Source organism: Sphingomonas rustica, from assembly GCF_039652585.1.
Taxonomy (GTDB): domain Bacteria; phylum Pseudomonadota; class Alphaproteobacteria; order Sphingomonadales; family Sphingomonadaceae; genus Sphingomonas; species Sphingomonas rustica.
Genome location: NZ_JBDIZK010000011.1, coordinates 104,443 through 120,961, shown reverse-complemented (window position 1 = coordinate 120,961; position 16,519 = coordinate 104,443). Strand labels below are relative to the sequence as shown.

Below are 16,519 nucleotides of genomic sequence, written 5' to 3'. Positions count from 1 at the left end.
CGGTCCGCTTTCCCCATATGTCGGGAGTGAGGACGCTCGCATCAAGCGGTGCGGCCCGGTACCGGAGGTTGGCGGCGTTCGCGCTTCGCTCCGGTGCAACGCTCATCGCTTGAATAACGCGTCTGCGCTTGCGCGATGGTGAACGGCCCGTTCTCGCTTGGCGCGGGTACGTTCGATCTCTGCCTGAAGGCGTTCGATCCGATCGTCGAGCTCGGCGACCGAATAAGGATCGAGATCCTGTTTCGCCAGTTCGGCGACCAGTTCGTCCTTGCGGCGCGGGAGAGTCTCGTCGAGGTCCATCGCAGTCACAACGTTGACCCGCGCGGAGGCGATGTCAATAACGGGACAGACCCATATGGGGAGGGTCAACATGCTTATGGGGTCGAACCGATGACGCTTCCGACACTGATGCGCGCGATCGACCCGGAGTCCCCGGGCGGTCCCGAGGTTCTGATTCTCGTCGAGCGGCCGGTGCCGCAGCCCGGACCGGGCGAGGTTCTGATCCGCGTGGTCGCCGCCGGGGTGAACCGCCCCGACGTGGTCCAGCGGCAGGGCGCCTATCCCCCGCCCCCCGGCGCCCCCTCGATCCTGGGCCTGGAAGTGGCCGGCGAAGTCGTTTCGGCCGGCGACGAGGCGGGATCGCAGCTGATCGGCCAGTCGGTCTGCGCGCTGGTCGCCGGGGGCGGTTATGCCGACTATTGCGTGGCGCCGGCCGGCCAGTGCCTGCCCGTGCCACCGGCACTGACGATGATCGAGGCGGCGGCAATGCCCGAGACGCTGTTCACCGTGTGGACCAACTTGTTCGAGCGCGCCTATGCGACCGAAGGCGATATCGTGCTGGTCCATGGCGGGACCAGCGGCATCGGCACGATGGCGATCAGCCTGGCGGAGCTGTTCGGCATCACGATCATCGTCACCGCGGGCAGCGACGACAAATGCGCCGCATCGCTGGCGCATGGCGCCGATCACGCGATCAACTACCGGACCGAGGATTTCGTCGAGCGGGTCAAGGCGATCACCGGCGGCCGCGGCGTCGATATCGTGCTCGACATGGTCGGCGGCGACTATCTGCCGCGCAACCTGAAATGCCTGGCCGAGGACGGGCGCCATGTCTCGATCGCGACGCAGGGCGGCATGACCGCGGAGATCCCCATCTTCCACATCATGCGCAACCGGCTGACGCTGACCGGATCGACGCTGCGCCCGCGCGACGCCGCGTTCAAGGCGATGGTCGCCGACGAACTGCATCGCACCGTCTGGCCGATGGTCGCGGATGGCAGGCTCAAGCCGCTGATCGACCGCACGTTCGCGCTGGAGGATGCGGCCGCGGCGCATGCTCGCATGGACGGCGGCGGACATATCGGAAAGATCGTTCTGACCTTGGGGGAGGCTGAAAATGTCGATGCGGGAGAATCTGCTTAGCGCCATCATCATCGCGTTCGTTGCGATCATGCTGTTTTCCGACCGGCCCTGGCTGGCGAGCAACCAGCCGGTCGTCGCGCATGTCGCCGATGTCGAGATCCCGCCGGGCGAGCTGAGCGAGCCGGAAAGCGCGGTGTCGAGGTGGGGCGTGCATGTCGAGCGGCCGCGCAGCAAGGCGGAATGGGCGTTCGACGCGGTCCGGGGGCTCGCGAACACCGCCCCGCCGTCTGGCGGCTTTGACGAACGCGAAGCCAGGCTGGGCTATTCGGTGCGCGAGATCACGCTGCTGGGCATGCCCTTCTTCTACTATCGCGACATGGGCGACGTGCTGTTCACGCGCACGCGCTGGGAGACCACGGCCATGCCGCTCAGCGACGAAGGCATCGAGATGCTGAACCGCGCCGCCGGGCGGGATGTGCGCGACGGCACGATCTTCCCGTTCTGGAAGCATCTGTGGGGCTGGGTTTTCGTCGGCGCAGTGGCATTATGGGCATGGCTCACCTGGCACCATCACGTCCGCGCGCGCGAGGAACAGGGCATCATCTGAGCCGGCCATCGATAAGCCAGGCTTGCAGATGCCGCCCCGCTTTCAGTTGGACAGGCCGCGCGCCACGGGCATGAGGTCGGCAGCTTTCACGGGGAGATCATGATGTCCAGCCTGCTGCTTCACGAATATTCGCCATCGGGCAATTGCTACAAGATCCGGCTGACCGCGGCCCATGTCGGCCAGCCGATCGAGCGGCGCGAATATGACATTCTGAAAGGCGAGACGCGCACGCCCGGGTTCCTGGCGACGGTCAACGCCAACGGCCGCATCCCGACGCTGCAGATCGGCGAGACCTTCCTGCCGGAAAGCAATGCCGCCTGCCTGTACCTTGCGCACGGCACCCCGCTGGTTCCCGAAGACCGGTTCGATCATGCCGACATGATGCGCTGGCTGTTCTGGGAACAATATAATCACGAGCCGAACATCGCGACGTTGCGCTTCTGGTATGGCTGGGTCGGCGAGGACGCGCTGTCGGAACTGCAGCGGGCGAACCTGCCGGGCAAGCGGAGCGCGGGCATCGAAGCGCTGGCGCTGATGGACGATCACCTCTCGCGCACCGACTGGTTGGCTGCCGGCCGCTTCACCGTCGCCGATATCGTGCTCTACGCCTATACCCATGTCGCGGAGGAAGGACGCTTCGACCTGGCGCCCTATCCCCATATCCGCGCGTGGCTGGCGCGCGTTGCCGCCCGGCCGCGGCATGTGCCGATCGACGCCTGATCAGCGGCGGGTGCACCGGTACAGCGTCGCGCCGATGTCCCTGCCGCTCTGGGTACAGCGCCCATAGGCAGCGGTGACCGCGTTCAGCATGGGCTCGCGCTCCTCGTCGCTGCGGTCCACGAAGACCATCCACAGCTCGGGATAGGGGCGGAAGCTCTCGGCGGTCTGGCGGTAATAGTCGGTGCGGACGGTCTGGTCGTGGGGCGAGGTCCACTCGCCCGCCGCGACATGCCAGCCCTGGGGGACGCTGCGCGGGTCGAGCTTGCCGATGAACCGCTGGCCGTCCGGGCGCACCAGCCGCGCCGTCGGCTGGCCGGCCGAGTGGACCCAGACCGGAGCGTCGGGCGACTCGCTGCGCGCCTTCGCCAGCAGCGGGGCGATCGCCTGAACCTTCAGCGTGCGCAGCGAGGACAGGCCCAGCGCGACATAGCCGAGGGCGATGACGACGGCGACCAGCGCGACGCCCGCCTGCGGCAACCGGATACGCGCCCCGACCAGCGCGAGAAGCTCGGCGAGCGCGACCACCAGCAGCACGACCAGTACTGGCTGGAGGAACAGGAAGTGTCGGGTCGAGGTGATCGGGATGACGCCGATGAGGATCGCGGCCAGCACCGCCAGCATCAGCAGTCCGGTGAAGGCGCCAACGAAGGGCGCGCGACGCGCGGCAAGCGCCAGCGCGACGATCAGCACCAGCCCGAACGCGCCGGACAGGGCCACCGAATGCTGACGGATCATGTCGCCCCAGGGCGCGACCAGGATCAGCCACATGTGGAGCAGCTTCGGCAGCCCCGCGACCATCCACGACGCGCGACCGCCAAAGCTCGCCGGCACCTCATAGGCGACCGGATAGGCGGATAGCTGATGGACGGTGACCGGTCGCGAATAACCCAGATAAAGAAGCAGGGCGATCGCCACGCCAGCCACCAGTGCGACCAGCAGCCGGGGCTGTCCCAGTACCGCCAGCAGGGCCCGTCGGCGCAGCGCGACGGTCAGCGCGACCGCGGCAGCCGACACGGCCAGGAGGATCGGCGCAGTGAACGAGAACAGGCAGGCGAACAGTGCCGCGGCGAGATAGAACAGGATTTCCCGCCGCCCCGCGGCGTCGCGTGCCAGCGCCGCGGCGGCGAGCATCAGCAGCGCCGCCGATGCCGCCTCGAATTCATAATGCTTGATCTCGGTGACATAGCGCAGCGGCATGGGCGCGGCGACCGCGATCACCGCGGCGACCGCCGCAAACAGGGCCGTGCTGGACATCCGCACGGTGCGATAGACCGACACGGCCACCAGGGCCGCGGCGGCGGCGGTCAGCAGCCGCAGGGCAAGGACGGTGCCGATGATGCCGCCGCTGCCGCCGAGGCCGGCCATGACCATGCCGAGCAACCGGTGCCCCAGCGGGGTCGCCTGGTCATAATAGGCCATCGGCCGGAACAGCGCAGCCGCGCCCTCATGGGCGAGGTTGGTGACGAGCATCGCCTCGTCGCCCCAGGGGTCGCGAATCTGGGCGAGCGTCAGCAGGAGGAAGAGGCAGACGAGTCCCGCGGCGATCCACCCGATGATGGGCCTGCCCGCCTTTGCCTGTCGTTCGGCCATGATTTCAGTCCCCTGCCCGGCCACGATCGACCGACCCGATCCGCCAGATGCCAGCCGATGACGGCCAAGCCAAGAGCGGGAGGACTTGATTCGCTCCGGCCGATGCCGCAACCGGTGGGCGTCACGGCATCCCGCCGCGGCCGGACCTTAGCACAGCCAGAGCAGGGGCATCATGACCAGCCCGGATACGCCCCAGCCCGACGCCCTGATCGGCGCGACCGGCTTCGTCGGCACCAATCTTCGCCTGTCGCACGACTTCGCGGCCGAATATGCGTCGCGCACCATCGGCGACAGCGCCGGGCGCAGCTTCGGCACCGTCGTCTGTGCCGCCGCGCCGGCGACGATGTGGGAGGCCAACCGCAATCCCGACCGCGACCTGGCGAATATCGATGCGCTGATCGGCCATCTGCGCGGGATCAAGGCGGAGCGCTTCGTGCTGATCTCGACGATCGCGGTTCTGGCCGACGCAAACGCCGGACTGGACGAAGGCAGCGACGCCTTCGAGACTGACAAGGCCTATGGCCGCAATCGCCGTCACCTCGAGGTCGCGGTGCAGGAAATCTTCCCGACCTGCCATGTCCTGCGGCTGCCGGCGCTCTACGGCGCGGGTCTCAAGAAGAATTTGCTGTTCGACATGCTCAACCCGGCCCCCTCCTTCCTGACCGAAGCGCGCCTGAGCGAGATTCGCGATGCGATCCCGGAGGCGGCACGCGCCGAACTCGATGCGGTCTATGGCTGGGACGAGGGTCTCGCCATGTATCGCTGCGACCGCGCGCTGCTTCGCCGGCGCGGACGAGAGGACGAACTGGTCGCGGCGCTGAGCGCGATCGGTGCGACGGCCCTTGCCTTCGCAAATGGCGAGAGCCGCTTCCAATTCTATGGCCTGGCCGAACTATGGTCCGATATCGGTCGCGCGATCGAGCATCGCGTACCGGTGCTCCATCTCGCTCCCGAGCCGATCGAGGTCTCCGACCTGTATCGCGAACTCACCGGCGAAGCCTTCCCGCCCTCGACCGCGTCAGTCTATCGCGAGAACATGCGCACCCGCCATGCCGATTTGTGGGGCCGTGCCGGGGATTACAGCCAGGATCGCGCGACGGCGCTCGACCGGCTGCGTGACTTCTTCGCAAGCCAGCGTTCGACTGCATGAAGATCGCCGTCTCCAACATCGCTTGGGCGCCAGCTGAGCGCGCCGAGGCCTATGCGACGCTGCGCCGCCACGGTGCGACGGGCCTGGAGATCGCGCCCGGTCTGTTCCTCGACGGCGAGCCGGACCGGTTCGAGCCGTCGGACGAGACGGTCGCGCGCCTGCTGGGCGAGGTCACCGATGCCGGGCTGCAGCTCGTCTCGATGCAGTCCTTGCTGTTCGGCGTCCAGGATGCCGCGCTGTTCGGCACGCCCGAGCAGCATGGCAGGCTGATGAACGGGCTGGAGTGCGCAATCGCGCTGGCCGGACGGCTCAGCATTCCCAACCTGGTATTCGGATCGCCGCTCCAGCGGATCGTCCCCGACGGCATGAGCCAGGAAGATGCGATGGCCTTTGCCGCCGACAGCTTCCGCACGATGGCCGACCAGGCAGTGGCGCAGGGGGCAGTGATCGCGATCGAGCCAAATCCCAGCACCTATGGCACCAATTTCCTGACCGACATGGAATCTGCCCATAATTTCGTGCTGCAAGTCGACCATCCGGGCGTCACGCTGAATTTCGACATCGGCGCGCTGCACATGACCGGCCGGTTCGGCGACATCGGCACGCTGATCGAACGGATGCTGCCGGTCGTGTCGCACGTCCATGTCAGCGAGCCGCAGCTCGCCCCTGCGCCGGCGACCCGCGCGCATGCCGACACCGTGTTGCGGGCGCTGCGCGGGGCTGGATATGATCGCTGGGTCTCGATCGAGATGCGCAACCCGGGCGAGGACGCCATCGGCGAACTCGACCGCGCGCTGGAGCGGCTGACGGGGGCAGAGGGATGACATCGGCACGCGAGCGCCGCGCGGACGTGCTGGTCTCGGTCTGCTTCCCGGCAGGTGCGATCACCGCCGAGGAATTCGAGACGGTGCGCCGGACCGCGCAGGCGATCGACCAGGCCTTTCGCTACTGGGAGCTGATCCTGATCGCCGATGGCGACCAGATGCCGCCCGCCGGCATCGACCGTCACGGCGAGGAATTGCGCAACCTGCGCTGGATCCGGGTACGCGCGCATCCGGGTTTCTACCGCCGCCGCGCGCTGGCCGCGGCCGAGGCGATCGGCGATGTCGTGATCCTGACCGGAATCGGCGAGCATGAACCTGCCCAACTGGTCGAACTCGCGCATCAGGCCGCCGACGGCGACACCGCGATCGTCTGCGCCGATGACGAGGCCAGCCTGATCGAGGGCCCGCTGGCGATGCTGGGCGCCGCCGCCGGGTTCGACGTATCGGTGCGCGACACGCTGACCGCCGCCTTTCCGCGTGCCATCCTCAACCGGCTGCTCGCCCATCCCGAACGCGACCTGGCGCTGCGCTTTCCGCCGCGGGACGAGGGCTTCGCCGTTCGCCGCCAGCGCGTGTCGCGGGTTCCGCGCCGTCGCCGCGCGACCCGCCAGTCGGGCCGGCGCGTCGCGCTTGCCTATCGCCTGCTGGTCAGTTCGGCACCGCTGGTGCTGGCCGCGGTGGGCATCCTGTCGCTGCTTACCGTCGCTGCCGGCATCGCGTTCGCCATCTATTCGGTCGCGGTCTGGCTGTTCATGCCGCATGTCCAGCCGGGCTGGTTTAGCACCGCGATCGTCCAGAGCCTGACCGCCGCCTTTCTCGGCTTCGCGCTGTTCGGCGTGTCGACGGGCATGCAGAAGATCATGGAACGGCTCGACCCGGCGGCGGACGACCTGATCGTCGACGAGATCGGTACGATCGACCTGTTCGGACGGCAGGACGACCTGAACGTCGACATCGACGCCGGCATCGCCCGGGCGCCGCGATGAGCGGTTCGGCGATCGAAGCCGACTATCTGATCATCGGCGGCGGCTTCTATGGCTGCTGCCTCGCCCTGTTCCTGCGCTCGATCAGCGACAAGGTGGTGCTGGTCGAGGCCGAGCCCGCCCCGCTGACGCGTGCCTCGCGCGTCAACCAGGCGCGGGTGCATACCGGCTTCCATTATCCGCGCAGCTTCGTCACCGCCGTCAAGTCGAAGGTGCTGCACACCCGCTTCGTCGCCGACTTTCCCGAGGCGGTCGTCGACGATTTCCGCATGCTCTACGCGATCGCGCGGCGCCGTTCGAAAGTGTCCGCGGGGCGCTTCCATCGCATGTTCGCCAGCATGGACGCGCCGATCCGCCTGGCCGACCAGCGCGAGTCCGGCCTGTTCGACCCGGACGCGATCGAGGCGGTCTTCGAATGCCGCGAATATGCGTTCGACTGGTCGCGACTCCAGGCGTCGCTGCTCGACCGGCTCGACCGGCATGGCGTGCAGACGCTCTACGGCCAGCCGGTCGCCGCCTTGTCCGAACAGGGCGACCGCGTTGTCGCCGAGCTTGCCGATGGCAGCGTGATCCGGGCGGGGCGTGCCTTCAACGTAACCTATGCCCATATCAACGAGCTGCTCGACCTGGCCGACCTGCCGCCCGCGCCGCTGAAGTTCGAGCTTGCAGAACTGGCGCTGGTTCAGCCGCCGCCCAGCCTCGATGGCCTTGGCGTCACGGTGATGGACGGCCCCTTCTTCTCGACCATGCCCTATCCGGCCGAGGGGCTCTATTCGCTGACCCATGTCCGCTACACGCCGCAGCTCAGCTGGTCCGGCCGCTCGCATATCGACCCGGCCCAACGCCTGCGCGACGGCGAGGCGCGCGAGAGCCGGTTTCGCCACATGCTGCTGGACGCGGCGCGCTACCTGCCCTCGATCCGCGAGGCGCGCTGGGAGCGATCGATCTACGACATCAAGACGGTGCTGCTGAAGAACGAGCGCGACGACGGCCGCCCGATCCTGTTCCACCGCCATCCCGCGACGTCGCGGATCACCTCGATCATGGGCGGCAAGATCGACAATATCTACGACCTGTTCGACCTGATGCGCATCACCGAACCCGACTGTCGCGACGCGCATGACGACTATGTCTGCGGCCGGGGTGACGGTCTGGCGCATCCGCGGGGCTCATCCAACATCACGGAACGCAAATGACCGACACGTCCTTCCCCGCCGACTGGCAGATCCCTGCGCACGACACCGTCGTGCTCGCCGAACGCCGTCACGACCATGTCCTCGTCATCCCCGTCATCAACGAGGGCGAGCGCATCCGCGGGCAGCTTCGCCGCGTTGCCGAGGCAAAGTTGCCGGTCGATGTCGTCGTCGCCGATGGCGGATCGACCGACGGGTCGCTCGACCTCGATTTCCTGCGCAGCGTCGGGGTTCGGGCGCTGCTGACCAAGACCGGCCCGGGCAAGCTGAGCGCGCAGCTGCGCATGGCCTATGGCTGGTGCCTGGCGCAGGGCTATGCCGGGATCGTCACGATCGACGGCAACGGCAAGGACGGCGTCGATGCGGTCCGCACCATGGTCGAGAAGCTCGAGGCCGGCTTCGACTATGTCCAGGGATCGCGCTACGCCCCCGGCGGCATCGCCGAGAATACGCCGCTGGAGCGCACCATCGCCAATCGCGGCATCCACGCCCCGCTGCTCAGCCTGGCGGCGGGCAAGCGCTACAGCGACACGACCAACGGCTTTCGCGCCTATTCCAGCCGCTATCTGCTCGATCCGCGCGTCGCGCCGTTCCGCGACGTCTTCATGCGCTACGAGCTGCTGTTCTACCTCACGACCCGCGCCAACCAGCTGAAGTATCGCAGCTGCGAGATCGGGGTGGTCCGCCGCTATCCCGCCGGCGAGCCGACCCCGACCAAGATTTCCGGCTCGGGTGCGAAGCTCGACGTGCTCAAGCAGACCTTCAATGCTGCGCTGGGGCGCTACAAGCCCGATGCCCGTTAGCCCCCCGGCGGTTCCTTTTCTCGCGCACGCCGACGAGTTGTAACAATTCATCGCCATAGGGCTGCCAGGGCAAGGGTTACTCTGGGGTTCGCAGACATGGCGACGATCACCAGGCTTCCGTTCGGGCTGGATCCGGCGGATTTTTCCGCGTCGACACCGTCGATTCCGGAGCGCGTCATCACCGAACGGCGCCGCTATCGTGCGATCTGGATTTCGGACGTCCATCTCGGGACCCGCGGCTGCGCGGCCGAATTGCTGATCGACTTTCTCGACCATGTCGACAGCGACACGCTGTACCTGGTCGGCGACATCATCGACGGCTGGCGTCTGAAGAAGAAGCTGTACTGGCCGGCGACGCACAACGACATCGTCTGGCGCGTGCTGAAGCGCGCCAATCGCGGGACGCGGATCATCTATGTCCCCGGCAATCATGACGAGATGTTCCGCCAGTTCTCCGGCTTGAGCTTCGGCGGGGTCGAGATTCACCGCACCGCGATCCACGAGACTGCCGACGGCCGCCGTCTGCTGGTGATGCACGGCGACGAGTTCGACGCGGTCATGCTCTCGCACCGCTGGCTCGCCTATCTGGGCGATGCGGCCTACGAGATGATGATGGCGCTCAACCGCGGCCTCAACTGGGCGCGCGCGCGAATGGGGCTCCCCTATTGGTCGATCAGCAAATATGCCAAGGCCAAGGTCAAGAACGCGGTCGAATTCATCTCGAAGTTCGAGGAAATCGTCGCGCGCGAGGCCGGTGCGCGCGGTGTCGACGGCGTCGTCGCCGGCCATATCCATGCTGCGGATATGCGGTCGATCCACGGGATCGAATACTATAATGACGGCGATTGGGTCGAAGGCTGCACCGCACTGGTCGAGCATTTCGACGGCCGGATGGAGATACTGCACTGGGCGGACGAAGTAGCGGCACGGGAGAGACCCAGGGAACCGGAGGCGCGAGCGGCCGCCTGACGGAACACGAGCCCGTGCGCATCGCCATCGTCACCGACGCCTGGGAACCCCAGGTCAACGGCGTGGTCCGCACCCTCCAGTCGGTTCGCGACGTCCTGGAAGATCATGGGCACAGCGTGCGGGTCATCTCGCCCGACCTGTTCCGCTCGCTCCCCTGCCCCACCTATCCCGAGATCCGCCTGGCGCTGGCCAGTACCGGCAGCGTCGGCGCGTTGCTGGAGGCGTTTCAGCCCAACGCGATCCACCTCGCGACCGAAGGCCCGCTGTGCGTCGCCGCGCGGCGCTGGTGCCTGCGCCACGACCGTCCGTTCACCACCGCCTACCACACCCAGTTCCCCGACTATGTCTCGGCACGGTCGGGCGTCCCGGCGGAATGGATCTGGCGCTACATCCGCTGGTTCCACGGCCCGAGCTACGCGATCCTGGCGTCGACGCCGTCGATCCGTCAGTCGCTGATCGACCACAAGCTCCCCCAGGTGAAGCATTGGGGCCGGGGCGTGGACCTCGGCAATTTCCGCGTCGGCCTGGCGCCGCATCCGGCGATGGCCGACCTCCCGCGGCCGATCCAGCTCTATGTCGGCCGGGTGGCGGTCGAGAAGAATCTGGAAGCCTTTCTGAAGACCGATCATCCGGGCACCAGGGTGGTGATCGGCGACGGCCCGGCGCGTGCCTCGCTGGCGGCGCGCTATCCCGACGCAAGGTTCCTGGGCGCGATGTTCGGGGAGGAACTGGCATCCGCCTATGGCACCGCCGACGTGTTCGTGTTCCCCAGCCGCACCGACACGTTCGGGTTGGTGATGATCGAGGCGCTGGCCTGCGGCACGCCGGTAGCCGCCTATCCGGTGACCGGCCCGATCGACATCGTCACGCCCGAGACCGGCGCGCTCGACACCGACCTCACCGCGGCGATCGCCGGGGCGCTGACTCGCGACCGCGACGCCTGCGCCCGATATGGCCGCAGTTTCACCTGGGAAGCCAGCGCGGCGCAGTTCCTGCACGCCCTGTGTCCCATCGGGGAAGAGGCCGAAGCCGCCTGACAGGTTGGCGATGCCCAAAATCCTTGCCCCGGCGGGCAATGCAGACTAGATCGGTGCGCTAGACGGCCGCTCCGGAAGGGGCGGCCCTTATTGTTTTACGCTGTTTCGGAGACGTCCCGTGGCCCAGCCGCTGATGCCGCATGCGACCGCTTCCTGGCTGGTCGACAATAGTTCGCTGTCGTTCGACCAGATCGCGGAATTCTGTGGCCTTCACATTCTCGAAGTCCAGGCGATTGCCGATGACACTGCCACGACCAAGCTGACCGGCCGCGATCCCGTCCGCGCGCACGAGCTGACGATGGACGAGATCGAGAAGGGTCAGGCAGATCCCAACTACAAGCTCAAGATGCTGAAGGGCCCCGATCAGGTCCGCCGGACCAAGGGCCCGCGCTACACCCCGGTGTCGAAGCGCCAGGACAAGCCGGACGGCATCGCCTGGATCCTGCGCCATCACCCGGAAATCTCGGACGGCGCGATCGGCAAGCTGATCGGCACCACCCGCACCACCATCGCCGCGATCCGCGACCGCAGCCACTGGAACATCGCCAACATCGTGCCCAAGGATCCGGTGACGCTGGGCCTCACCTCGCAGCGCGAGCTGGACGGCATCGTCGCCAAGGCTGCCAAGGCGGCCGGCATCGAGGCACAGCCGGACAATCGCCTGGAAGGCGACCGCGAGGCACTGATCGAACAGCTGCGCGCCGAGCGCGACGCCGCCAGCCGCGGCGAGGAAGTCTCGACCGAGACCGAGGGCGTCACCGATCACGCCAAGACCTATGGCTTCGTGGATCCGTTCAAGAAGTAAGCCCGCGCTTTCCATGCGTCAGGCAAGGCAGCGGCCGGGGCATCGCCCCGGCCGTTTCCGTGTCAGGCGACCGCTTCCGTCGCCTCGTCCGGGAACAGCTCGGCATGGCGCGCGACGATGCGCGGCCACAGTCGCTCCACCCCCGGCACCTCCAGCCCGAATTGCCCGCGCAGCATGTCGACGAACTCACCCGCGTTCCGGAGCCGCCGCGTCGCCTGGCCGTCCGTCCACCGCTCGAGCAGCACGCGACCGCGCAGGCTGACATGCCGGTCGCCCTGGCGCTGCTGGACCACCAGATTCTGGACGAACACCGAAGCCGCATCGGTCTGCTGGGTCAGGCACTGGCGTGAGAAGAGCGCCTCGTCGGCCGGATCGGGCAGGAAATCATAGCTGAACGGCTCCGCCGTCCCATAGCGCTCCTCGAACCGCCAATAGCCATCGGGCTGCCGCGCCAGTGCCACCGCGAAGGGCGGATAATGCCGCGTCGCTTCCGCCAGGGGAATCGGACCCGCCAGCGATCCGCCGAACCCGGCATCGACCAGCCATGGCGCCTCGTCGAGGGTCACGATCAGCGTCAAATGGTTGCCCAGCGCGGCGTCGCCCCGGGCGATCCGCATCACGCCGCCGCACACGCGCCGCACGTCGAACCCCATCTCGCCCAGCGCCCAGCCGAACAGCCCGTTATTCTCGTAGCACCATCCGCCGCGCCGCCGAACCACCAGCTTGTCGAAGATGCCGGGAAGCGCGGTCGAGCTGCGCACCCCCATCTGCACGTCGATATTCTCGAACGGGATCGCGGCGACATGCGCGCGCATCACCGCCTTCAGCGTGGCCAGATCGGGCATGCGCGGCCCGGAATAGCCGATCCGGTCGAAATAGGCGGCGAGTTCCATGGCGCGAAGCGTGCCCCAACGCTCCGCCTGCGTCCATGCCCTTGCCGCGCGCGCGTCCGCGACCGATCTAGGCATCATGACCCAGCTCAAGGATCGCTATCCGCTGTACCTCAACAACGAGGCACATTTCCCCAATGCGGACCTGGAGGTGACCGACAAGTTCACCGGCGAGGTCGCGTTCCGCGTCGCGATGGCGACGCCCGAGATCATCGAGGCCGGCATCGCCGGCGCGGTCGCCGCAGCCGGGCCGATGGCGCGCCTGCCCAGCTATCAGCGCCAGGCGGTGCTGCAGCACTGCGTCGACCGCTTCACCGAACGGTCCGAGGAGCTCGCCTACGCGCTGTGCGTCGAGGCGGGCAAGCCGATCAAGGATTCCGAAGGCGAGGTCACGCGGCTGATCGACACCTTCCGCATCGCCGCCGAGGAATCGGTTCGGATCACCGGCGAGGTCCAGCCGCTCGACATCTCGGCGCGGGCCAGGGGCTATCAGGGGATGTGGCGGCGCGTGCCGATCGGCCCGTGCAGCTTCATCTCGCCGTTCAACTTCCCGCTCAACCTGGCCGCGCACAAGGTCGCGCCCGCCATCGCCGCGGGCTGCCCGTTCGTGATGAAGCCCGCCAGCCGCACCCCGCTGGGCGCGATCATCATGGGCGAGGTGCTGGCCGAGACCGACCTGCCCAGGGGCGCCTTCTCGATCCTGCCCGCGCACCGCGAGGGCGCCGACCTGTTCACCACCGACGACCGGCTCAAGCTGCTGAGTTTCACCGGATCGCCCGCGGTCGGCTGGGACCTGAAGGCGAAGGCGGGCCGCAAGAAGGTCGTGCTCGAACTGGGCGGCAACGCCGCGGTGATCGTCGACCGCGACGCCGATCTGGACGACGCGCTGGATCGGACGATCTTCGGCGCCTTCTACCAGTCGGGCCAGTCCTGCATCGGCGTCCAGCGCATCCTGATCCACCGCGAGGTGTACGACCGCTTCCGCGACATGCTGGTGGCGAAGACGAAGACGCTGGTCGCGGGCGATCCCAAGGATCGCGACACGTTCATCGGCCCGATGATCTCGGAAAAGGAAGCGACGCGGCTCGACGGCTGGATCCAGGACGCGGTGGCGGCGGGCGCGACGATCTTGTGCGGCGGATCGCGCGACGGCGCGATGCTCGAGGCGACCTTGCTGGAGGGCGTACCGGATGACACCCGGCTGAACCGCGAGGAAGCGTTCGGCCCGGTCGCGTTCCTGATCCCGTTCGATACGTTCGACCAGGCGCTCGACATCGTCAACGACAGCAAGTTCGGACTGCAGGCGGGCATCTTCACCCGCGACCTGTTCCAGGTTCTCGACGCATGGGACCGGCTGGAAGTGGGCGGCGTGATCGTCAACGACGTGCCCAGCTACCGCGTCGACAACATGCCCTATGGCGGGGTCAAGGAATCGGGGCTGGGCCGCGAGGGCGTGCGCTTTGCGATCCAGGACATGACCGAGATCCGCAACCTCGTGATCCGCCGCCGCTGACGCCTCAGCCCGACCGTCGCTCCGCCGCCATCTCGCGAACCAGCCTCTGAGTCCGGGCGTCGAACCGGCTGAGCGGCGCAGTATCCTCGGCAAAGGCGAAGAAGCTGGTCAGCGCCCCGTCATGCCAGCGGTGCAGCGCATAACCGGGCCGATCGGCAACGACTAGGGCACGCTGGTCGGGCGTTTCGATATCCATCGGCCGCAGGTCCAGAGCGGCGCCGGGCGCGATTGACGGAGCGATCGCCACGCTCGCCCCGCGCCACCGGCCGACAATCGGACGATGGACATGGCCGCTCAGGATCGCCCTGACCTGCGACTGCCCCTCGATCGCACCGGCGAACCGCCGCACCCAGCCCTCCTGGGGATCGGTCCGCAGCCACTCGATCCCGACATCGATCGGCGGATGATGCAAGGCGATCAGCGTCGGCACCTCGGGCGCCTCGGCCAGGCGCTCGGCCAGCCAGTCCGCGCGGGCGGCGCAAAAGGCGCCGCCGGTACGCCCCTGCTCCGTCGTGTCGAGCATCAGGATGCGCAGCCCGTCGAGATCGGTGACCGCATAGTGCATGAAGCCGCCCGGCGTCGGCATGTCGGGAAAGGCGCGCGACAGGCTGGTGCGGTCGTCATGATTGCCGGGAATGACGTGGCAGGGAAACGGGCACATCGCGAGCAGTTCGGCCAGGCGGCGATAGCTGGCCGGGTCGCCATGTTCCGACAGGTCGCCCGTCGCCAGCATCAGGTCGGGCCGGTTGGGCCCGTCGACGATCTGTTCCAGCACGCGCAGCAGGCGAGTCTCGTTATAATCCTGTCCGACCGGCCCGAAGCCGAGATGAAGGTCGGTGATCTGCGCGATCAGCATTGAACAGGGTCCCGTAGGCCGGAGGCGTGCACGGCTTTACCCGATTTAACCGGTATCGGAGCCTTTCGGAAGGGTCGCGGCGTTGCGGCCCGATCCGACTGGCCGTATCTGGAACGGATGGCCGACAACGCGATCATCCATGTCGTCGACGACGATGCCTCGCTACGGGCAGCGCTGCAGAGCCTGTTCCGTTCGGTCGGGCTGCAGTCACGCGGCCATGCGTCGGTCGCAGAGTTCATGGCGGCCGAGCGTGAGGATGCGCCGGGTTGCCTGGTGCTCGACGTGCGGATGCCGGGCAGCAGCGGGCTCGATTTCCAGGACCGGCTTGACGAACTCGGCATCGCGCTGCCGGCGATCCTGATGAGCGGGCACGGCGACATCCCGATGAGCGTGCGCGCGATGAAGGCGGGGGCAGTCGATTTCCTGGTGAAGCCGTTCCGCGACCAGGACATGCTCGATGCCGTCGCGACGGCGATGGAACGCGATTTGAAACGCCGCGCCGAGGCGAGCGACGAAGCCGGGCTGCGCCAGCTCTATGCCACGCTGTCGCCGCGCGAGCGGCAGGTGATGACGCTGGTCACCGCCGGCAAGCTGAACAAGCAGGTCGCCTTCGAACTCGATCTCAGCGAGGTGACGGTAAAGATCCATCGCGGTGCGGCGATGCGCAAGATGGGCGCCCGGACGCTGCCCGACCTGGTGCGCATGGCCGGCAAGCTGGGCCTGGCGTTGGGGTAGGATCGCGTAAAATCCCGTAACACCATTGCGTGATAGCGCCGGCCCCGGCCGAGGCGCACAAGGGCGTCAGGACGGCATCCGAACCGTCATGTCGCATGGAAAGTCCGGTCGCGTGCCCAACAAACCCCTGATCGCCATCGTCGAGGACGACGACTCGCTTCGTCCCGCGCTGATCGGCTTCGTCCGGTCGCTCGGCTATGACGGCGAAGGCTTCATCTCGGCAGAGGCGTTTCTCGACGGCGATGCGTCGACGCGTGCCGATTGTCTCGTCTCCGACTATCAGCTTCCCGGCATCGACGGCATCGACCTCAGCACGCGGATGCAGGGCCGGCTGCCGGTGATCCTGGTCACCGCGCGCACCGAACGCGGCATCGACGTGCGGGCCGAGGCTGCGGGCGTGCGCTGCCTGCTGCGCAAGCCGTTCGACACCGACACGCTGGCCGACTGCATCCGGCGCGCACTGGACTCCTGAGCCGCCGTCG

The 16,519-nt window shown here is 67.6% G+C and carries 18 protein-coding genes; 14 read left to right on the top strand and 4 right to left on the bottom strand.

Features of this window, described 5'->3' with window-relative positions; all coding sequences use genetic code 11:
• Positions 1-102: 102 nt before the first annotated feature.
• Positions 103-300 (bottom strand): DUF1192 domain-containing protein, encoded by a 198-nt coding sequence (locus tag TPR58_RS17615; RefSeq protein WP_346248050.1) that lies wholly within the window; start codon positions 298-300, stop codon positions 103-105.
• 90 nt (positions 301-390) lie between these two features.
• On the opposite strand from TPR58_RS17615, the gene TPR58_RS17610 reads away from it, so the two are divergent.
• The 3 genes from TPR58_RS17610 (at position 391) to TPR58_RS17600 (ending at position 2,689) form a co-directional block, all read left to right on the top strand.
• The gene (locus tag TPR58_RS17610) at positions 391-1,422 is read left to right on the top strand and encodes an NAD(P)H-quinone oxidoreductase (RefSeq protein ID WP_346248049.1); all 1,032 of its coding nucleotides are present in this window, start codon (positions 391-393) and stop codon (positions 1,420-1,422) included.
• Positions 1,397-1,969 (top strand): hypothetical protein, encoded by a 573-nt coding sequence (locus TPR58_RS17605; protein ID WP_346248048.1) that lies wholly within the window; start codon positions 1,397-1,399, stop codon positions 1,967-1,969. The genes TPR58_RS17610 and TPR58_RS17605 overlap by 26 nt, the downstream gene beginning before the upstream one ends.
• A gap of 99 nt (positions 1,970-2,068) precedes the next feature.
• Positions 2,069-2,689: a glutathione S-transferase family protein gene (locus TPR58_RS17600; RefSeq protein WP_346248047.1), complete on the top strand. Its 621-nt coding sequence runs from the start codon at positions 2,069-2,071 to the stop codon at positions 2,687-2,689.
• Here TPR58_RS17600 and TPR58_RS17595 read toward each other — a convergent pair whose 3' ends face one another.
• Positions 2,690-4,279 carry a hypothetical protein gene (locus tag TPR58_RS17595; RefSeq protein WP_346248046.1) on the bottom strand — a complete coding sequence of 530 codons (1,590 nt, stop codon included), beginning with the start codon at positions 4,277-4,279 and terminating at the stop codon, positions 2,690-2,692.
• 172 nt (positions 4,280-4,451) lie between these two features.
• On the opposite strand from TPR58_RS17595, the gene TPR58_RS17590 reads away from it, so the two are divergent.
• The 8 genes from TPR58_RS17590 (at position 4,452) to TPR58_RS17555 (ending at position 12,043) form a co-directional block, all read left to right on the top strand.
• Positions 4,452-5,429 carry an NAD-dependent epimerase/dehydratase family protein gene (locus TPR58_RS17590; protein ID WP_346248045.1) on the top strand — a complete coding sequence of 326 codons (978 nt, stop codon included), beginning with the start codon at positions 4,452-4,454 and terminating at the stop codon, positions 5,427-5,429.
• Positions 5,426-6,253: a sugar phosphate isomerase/epimerase family protein gene (locus tag TPR58_RS17585; protein ID WP_346248044.1), complete on the top strand. Its 828-nt coding sequence runs from the start codon at positions 5,426-5,428 to the stop codon at positions 6,251-6,253. The genes TPR58_RS17590 and TPR58_RS17585 overlap by 4 nt, the downstream gene beginning before the upstream one ends.
• Positions 6,250-7,239, top strand: coding sequence for a hypothetical protein (locus TPR58_RS17580; protein ID WP_346248043.1), 990 nt, complete (start codon positions 6,250-6,252; stop codon positions 7,237-7,239). The genes TPR58_RS17585 and TPR58_RS17580 overlap by 4 nt, the downstream gene beginning before the upstream one ends.
• Positions 7,236-8,432 (top strand): NAD(P)/FAD-dependent oxidoreductase, encoded by a 1,197-nt coding sequence (locus TPR58_RS17575; protein ID WP_346248042.1) that lies wholly within the window; start codon positions 7,236-7,238, stop codon positions 8,430-8,432. The genes TPR58_RS17580 and TPR58_RS17575 overlap by 4 nt, the downstream gene beginning before the upstream one ends.
• Positions 8,429-9,232: a glycosyltransferase family 2 protein gene (locus TPR58_RS17570; protein ID WP_346248041.1), complete on the top strand. Its 804-nt coding sequence runs from the start codon at positions 8,429-8,431 to the stop codon at positions 9,230-9,232. The genes TPR58_RS17575 and TPR58_RS17570 overlap by 4 nt, the downstream gene beginning before the upstream one ends.
• A gap of 96 nt (positions 9,233-9,328) precedes the next feature.
• A complete protein-coding gene (locus tag TPR58_RS17565) occupies positions 9,329-10,201 on the top strand; it encodes a UDP-2,3-diacylglucosamine diphosphatase (RefSeq protein WP_346248040.1) in 873 nt (290 codons plus the stop codon).
• A 14-nt stretch (positions 10,202-10,215) separates the two neighbouring features.
• Positions 10,216-11,238, top strand: coding sequence for a glycosyltransferase family 4 protein (locus TPR58_RS17560; RefSeq protein WP_346248039.1), 1,023 nt, complete (start codon positions 10,216-10,218; stop codon positions 11,236-11,238).
• 133 nt (positions 11,239-11,371) lie between these two features.
• Entirely contained in the window at positions 11,372-12,043 is a 672-nt protein-coding gene (locus TPR58_RS17555; protein WP_346248115.1) for a DUF1013 domain-containing protein, read from the top strand.
• A gap of 62 nt (positions 12,044-12,105) precedes the next feature.
• On the opposite strand, the gene TPR58_RS17550 is transcribed toward TPR58_RS17555, so the two are convergent.
• Positions 12,106-13,014: an arylamine N-acetyltransferase family protein gene (locus TPR58_RS17550; RefSeq protein WP_346248038.1), complete on the bottom strand. Its 909-nt coding sequence runs from the start codon at positions 13,012-13,014 to the stop codon at positions 12,106-12,108.
• Between TPR58_RS17550 and TPR58_RS17545 the strand changes: the two genes are divergently transcribed.
• The gene (locus tag TPR58_RS17545) at positions 13,013-14,446 is read left to right on the top strand and encodes an aldehyde dehydrogenase family protein (RefSeq protein WP_346248037.1); all 1,434 of its coding nucleotides are present in this window, start codon (positions 13,013-13,015) and stop codon (positions 14,444-14,446) included. The genes TPR58_RS17550 and TPR58_RS17545 overlap by 2 nt on opposite strands.
• Positions 14,447-14,450: 4 nt before the next feature.
• Here TPR58_RS17545 and TPR58_RS17540 read toward each other — a convergent pair whose 3' ends face one another.
• Positions 14,451-15,302, bottom strand: coding sequence for a phosphodiesterase (locus TPR58_RS17540; RefSeq protein WP_346248036.1), 852 nt, complete (start codon positions 15,300-15,302; stop codon positions 14,451-14,453).
• A gap of 117 nt (positions 15,303-15,419) precedes the next feature.
• Here TPR58_RS17540 and TPR58_RS17535 point away from each other — a divergent pair, with 117 nt between their 5' ends.
• Both TPR58_RS17535 and TPR58_RS17530 read left to right on the top strand, forming a co-directional pair.
• The gene (locus TPR58_RS17535; RefSeq protein ID WP_346248035.1) at positions 15,420-16,037 is read left to right on the top strand and encodes a response regulator transcription factor; all 618 of its coding nucleotides are present in this window, start codon (positions 15,420-15,422) and stop codon (positions 16,035-16,037) included.
• A gap of 112 nt (positions 16,038-16,149) precedes the next feature.
• Positions 16,150-16,509 carry a response regulator transcription factor gene (locus TPR58_RS17530; RefSeq protein ID WP_346248034.1) on the top strand — a complete coding sequence of 120 codons (360 nt, stop codon included), beginning with the start codon at positions 16,150-16,152 and terminating at the stop codon, positions 16,507-16,509.
• Positions 16,510-16,519: the final 10 nt, after the last annotated feature.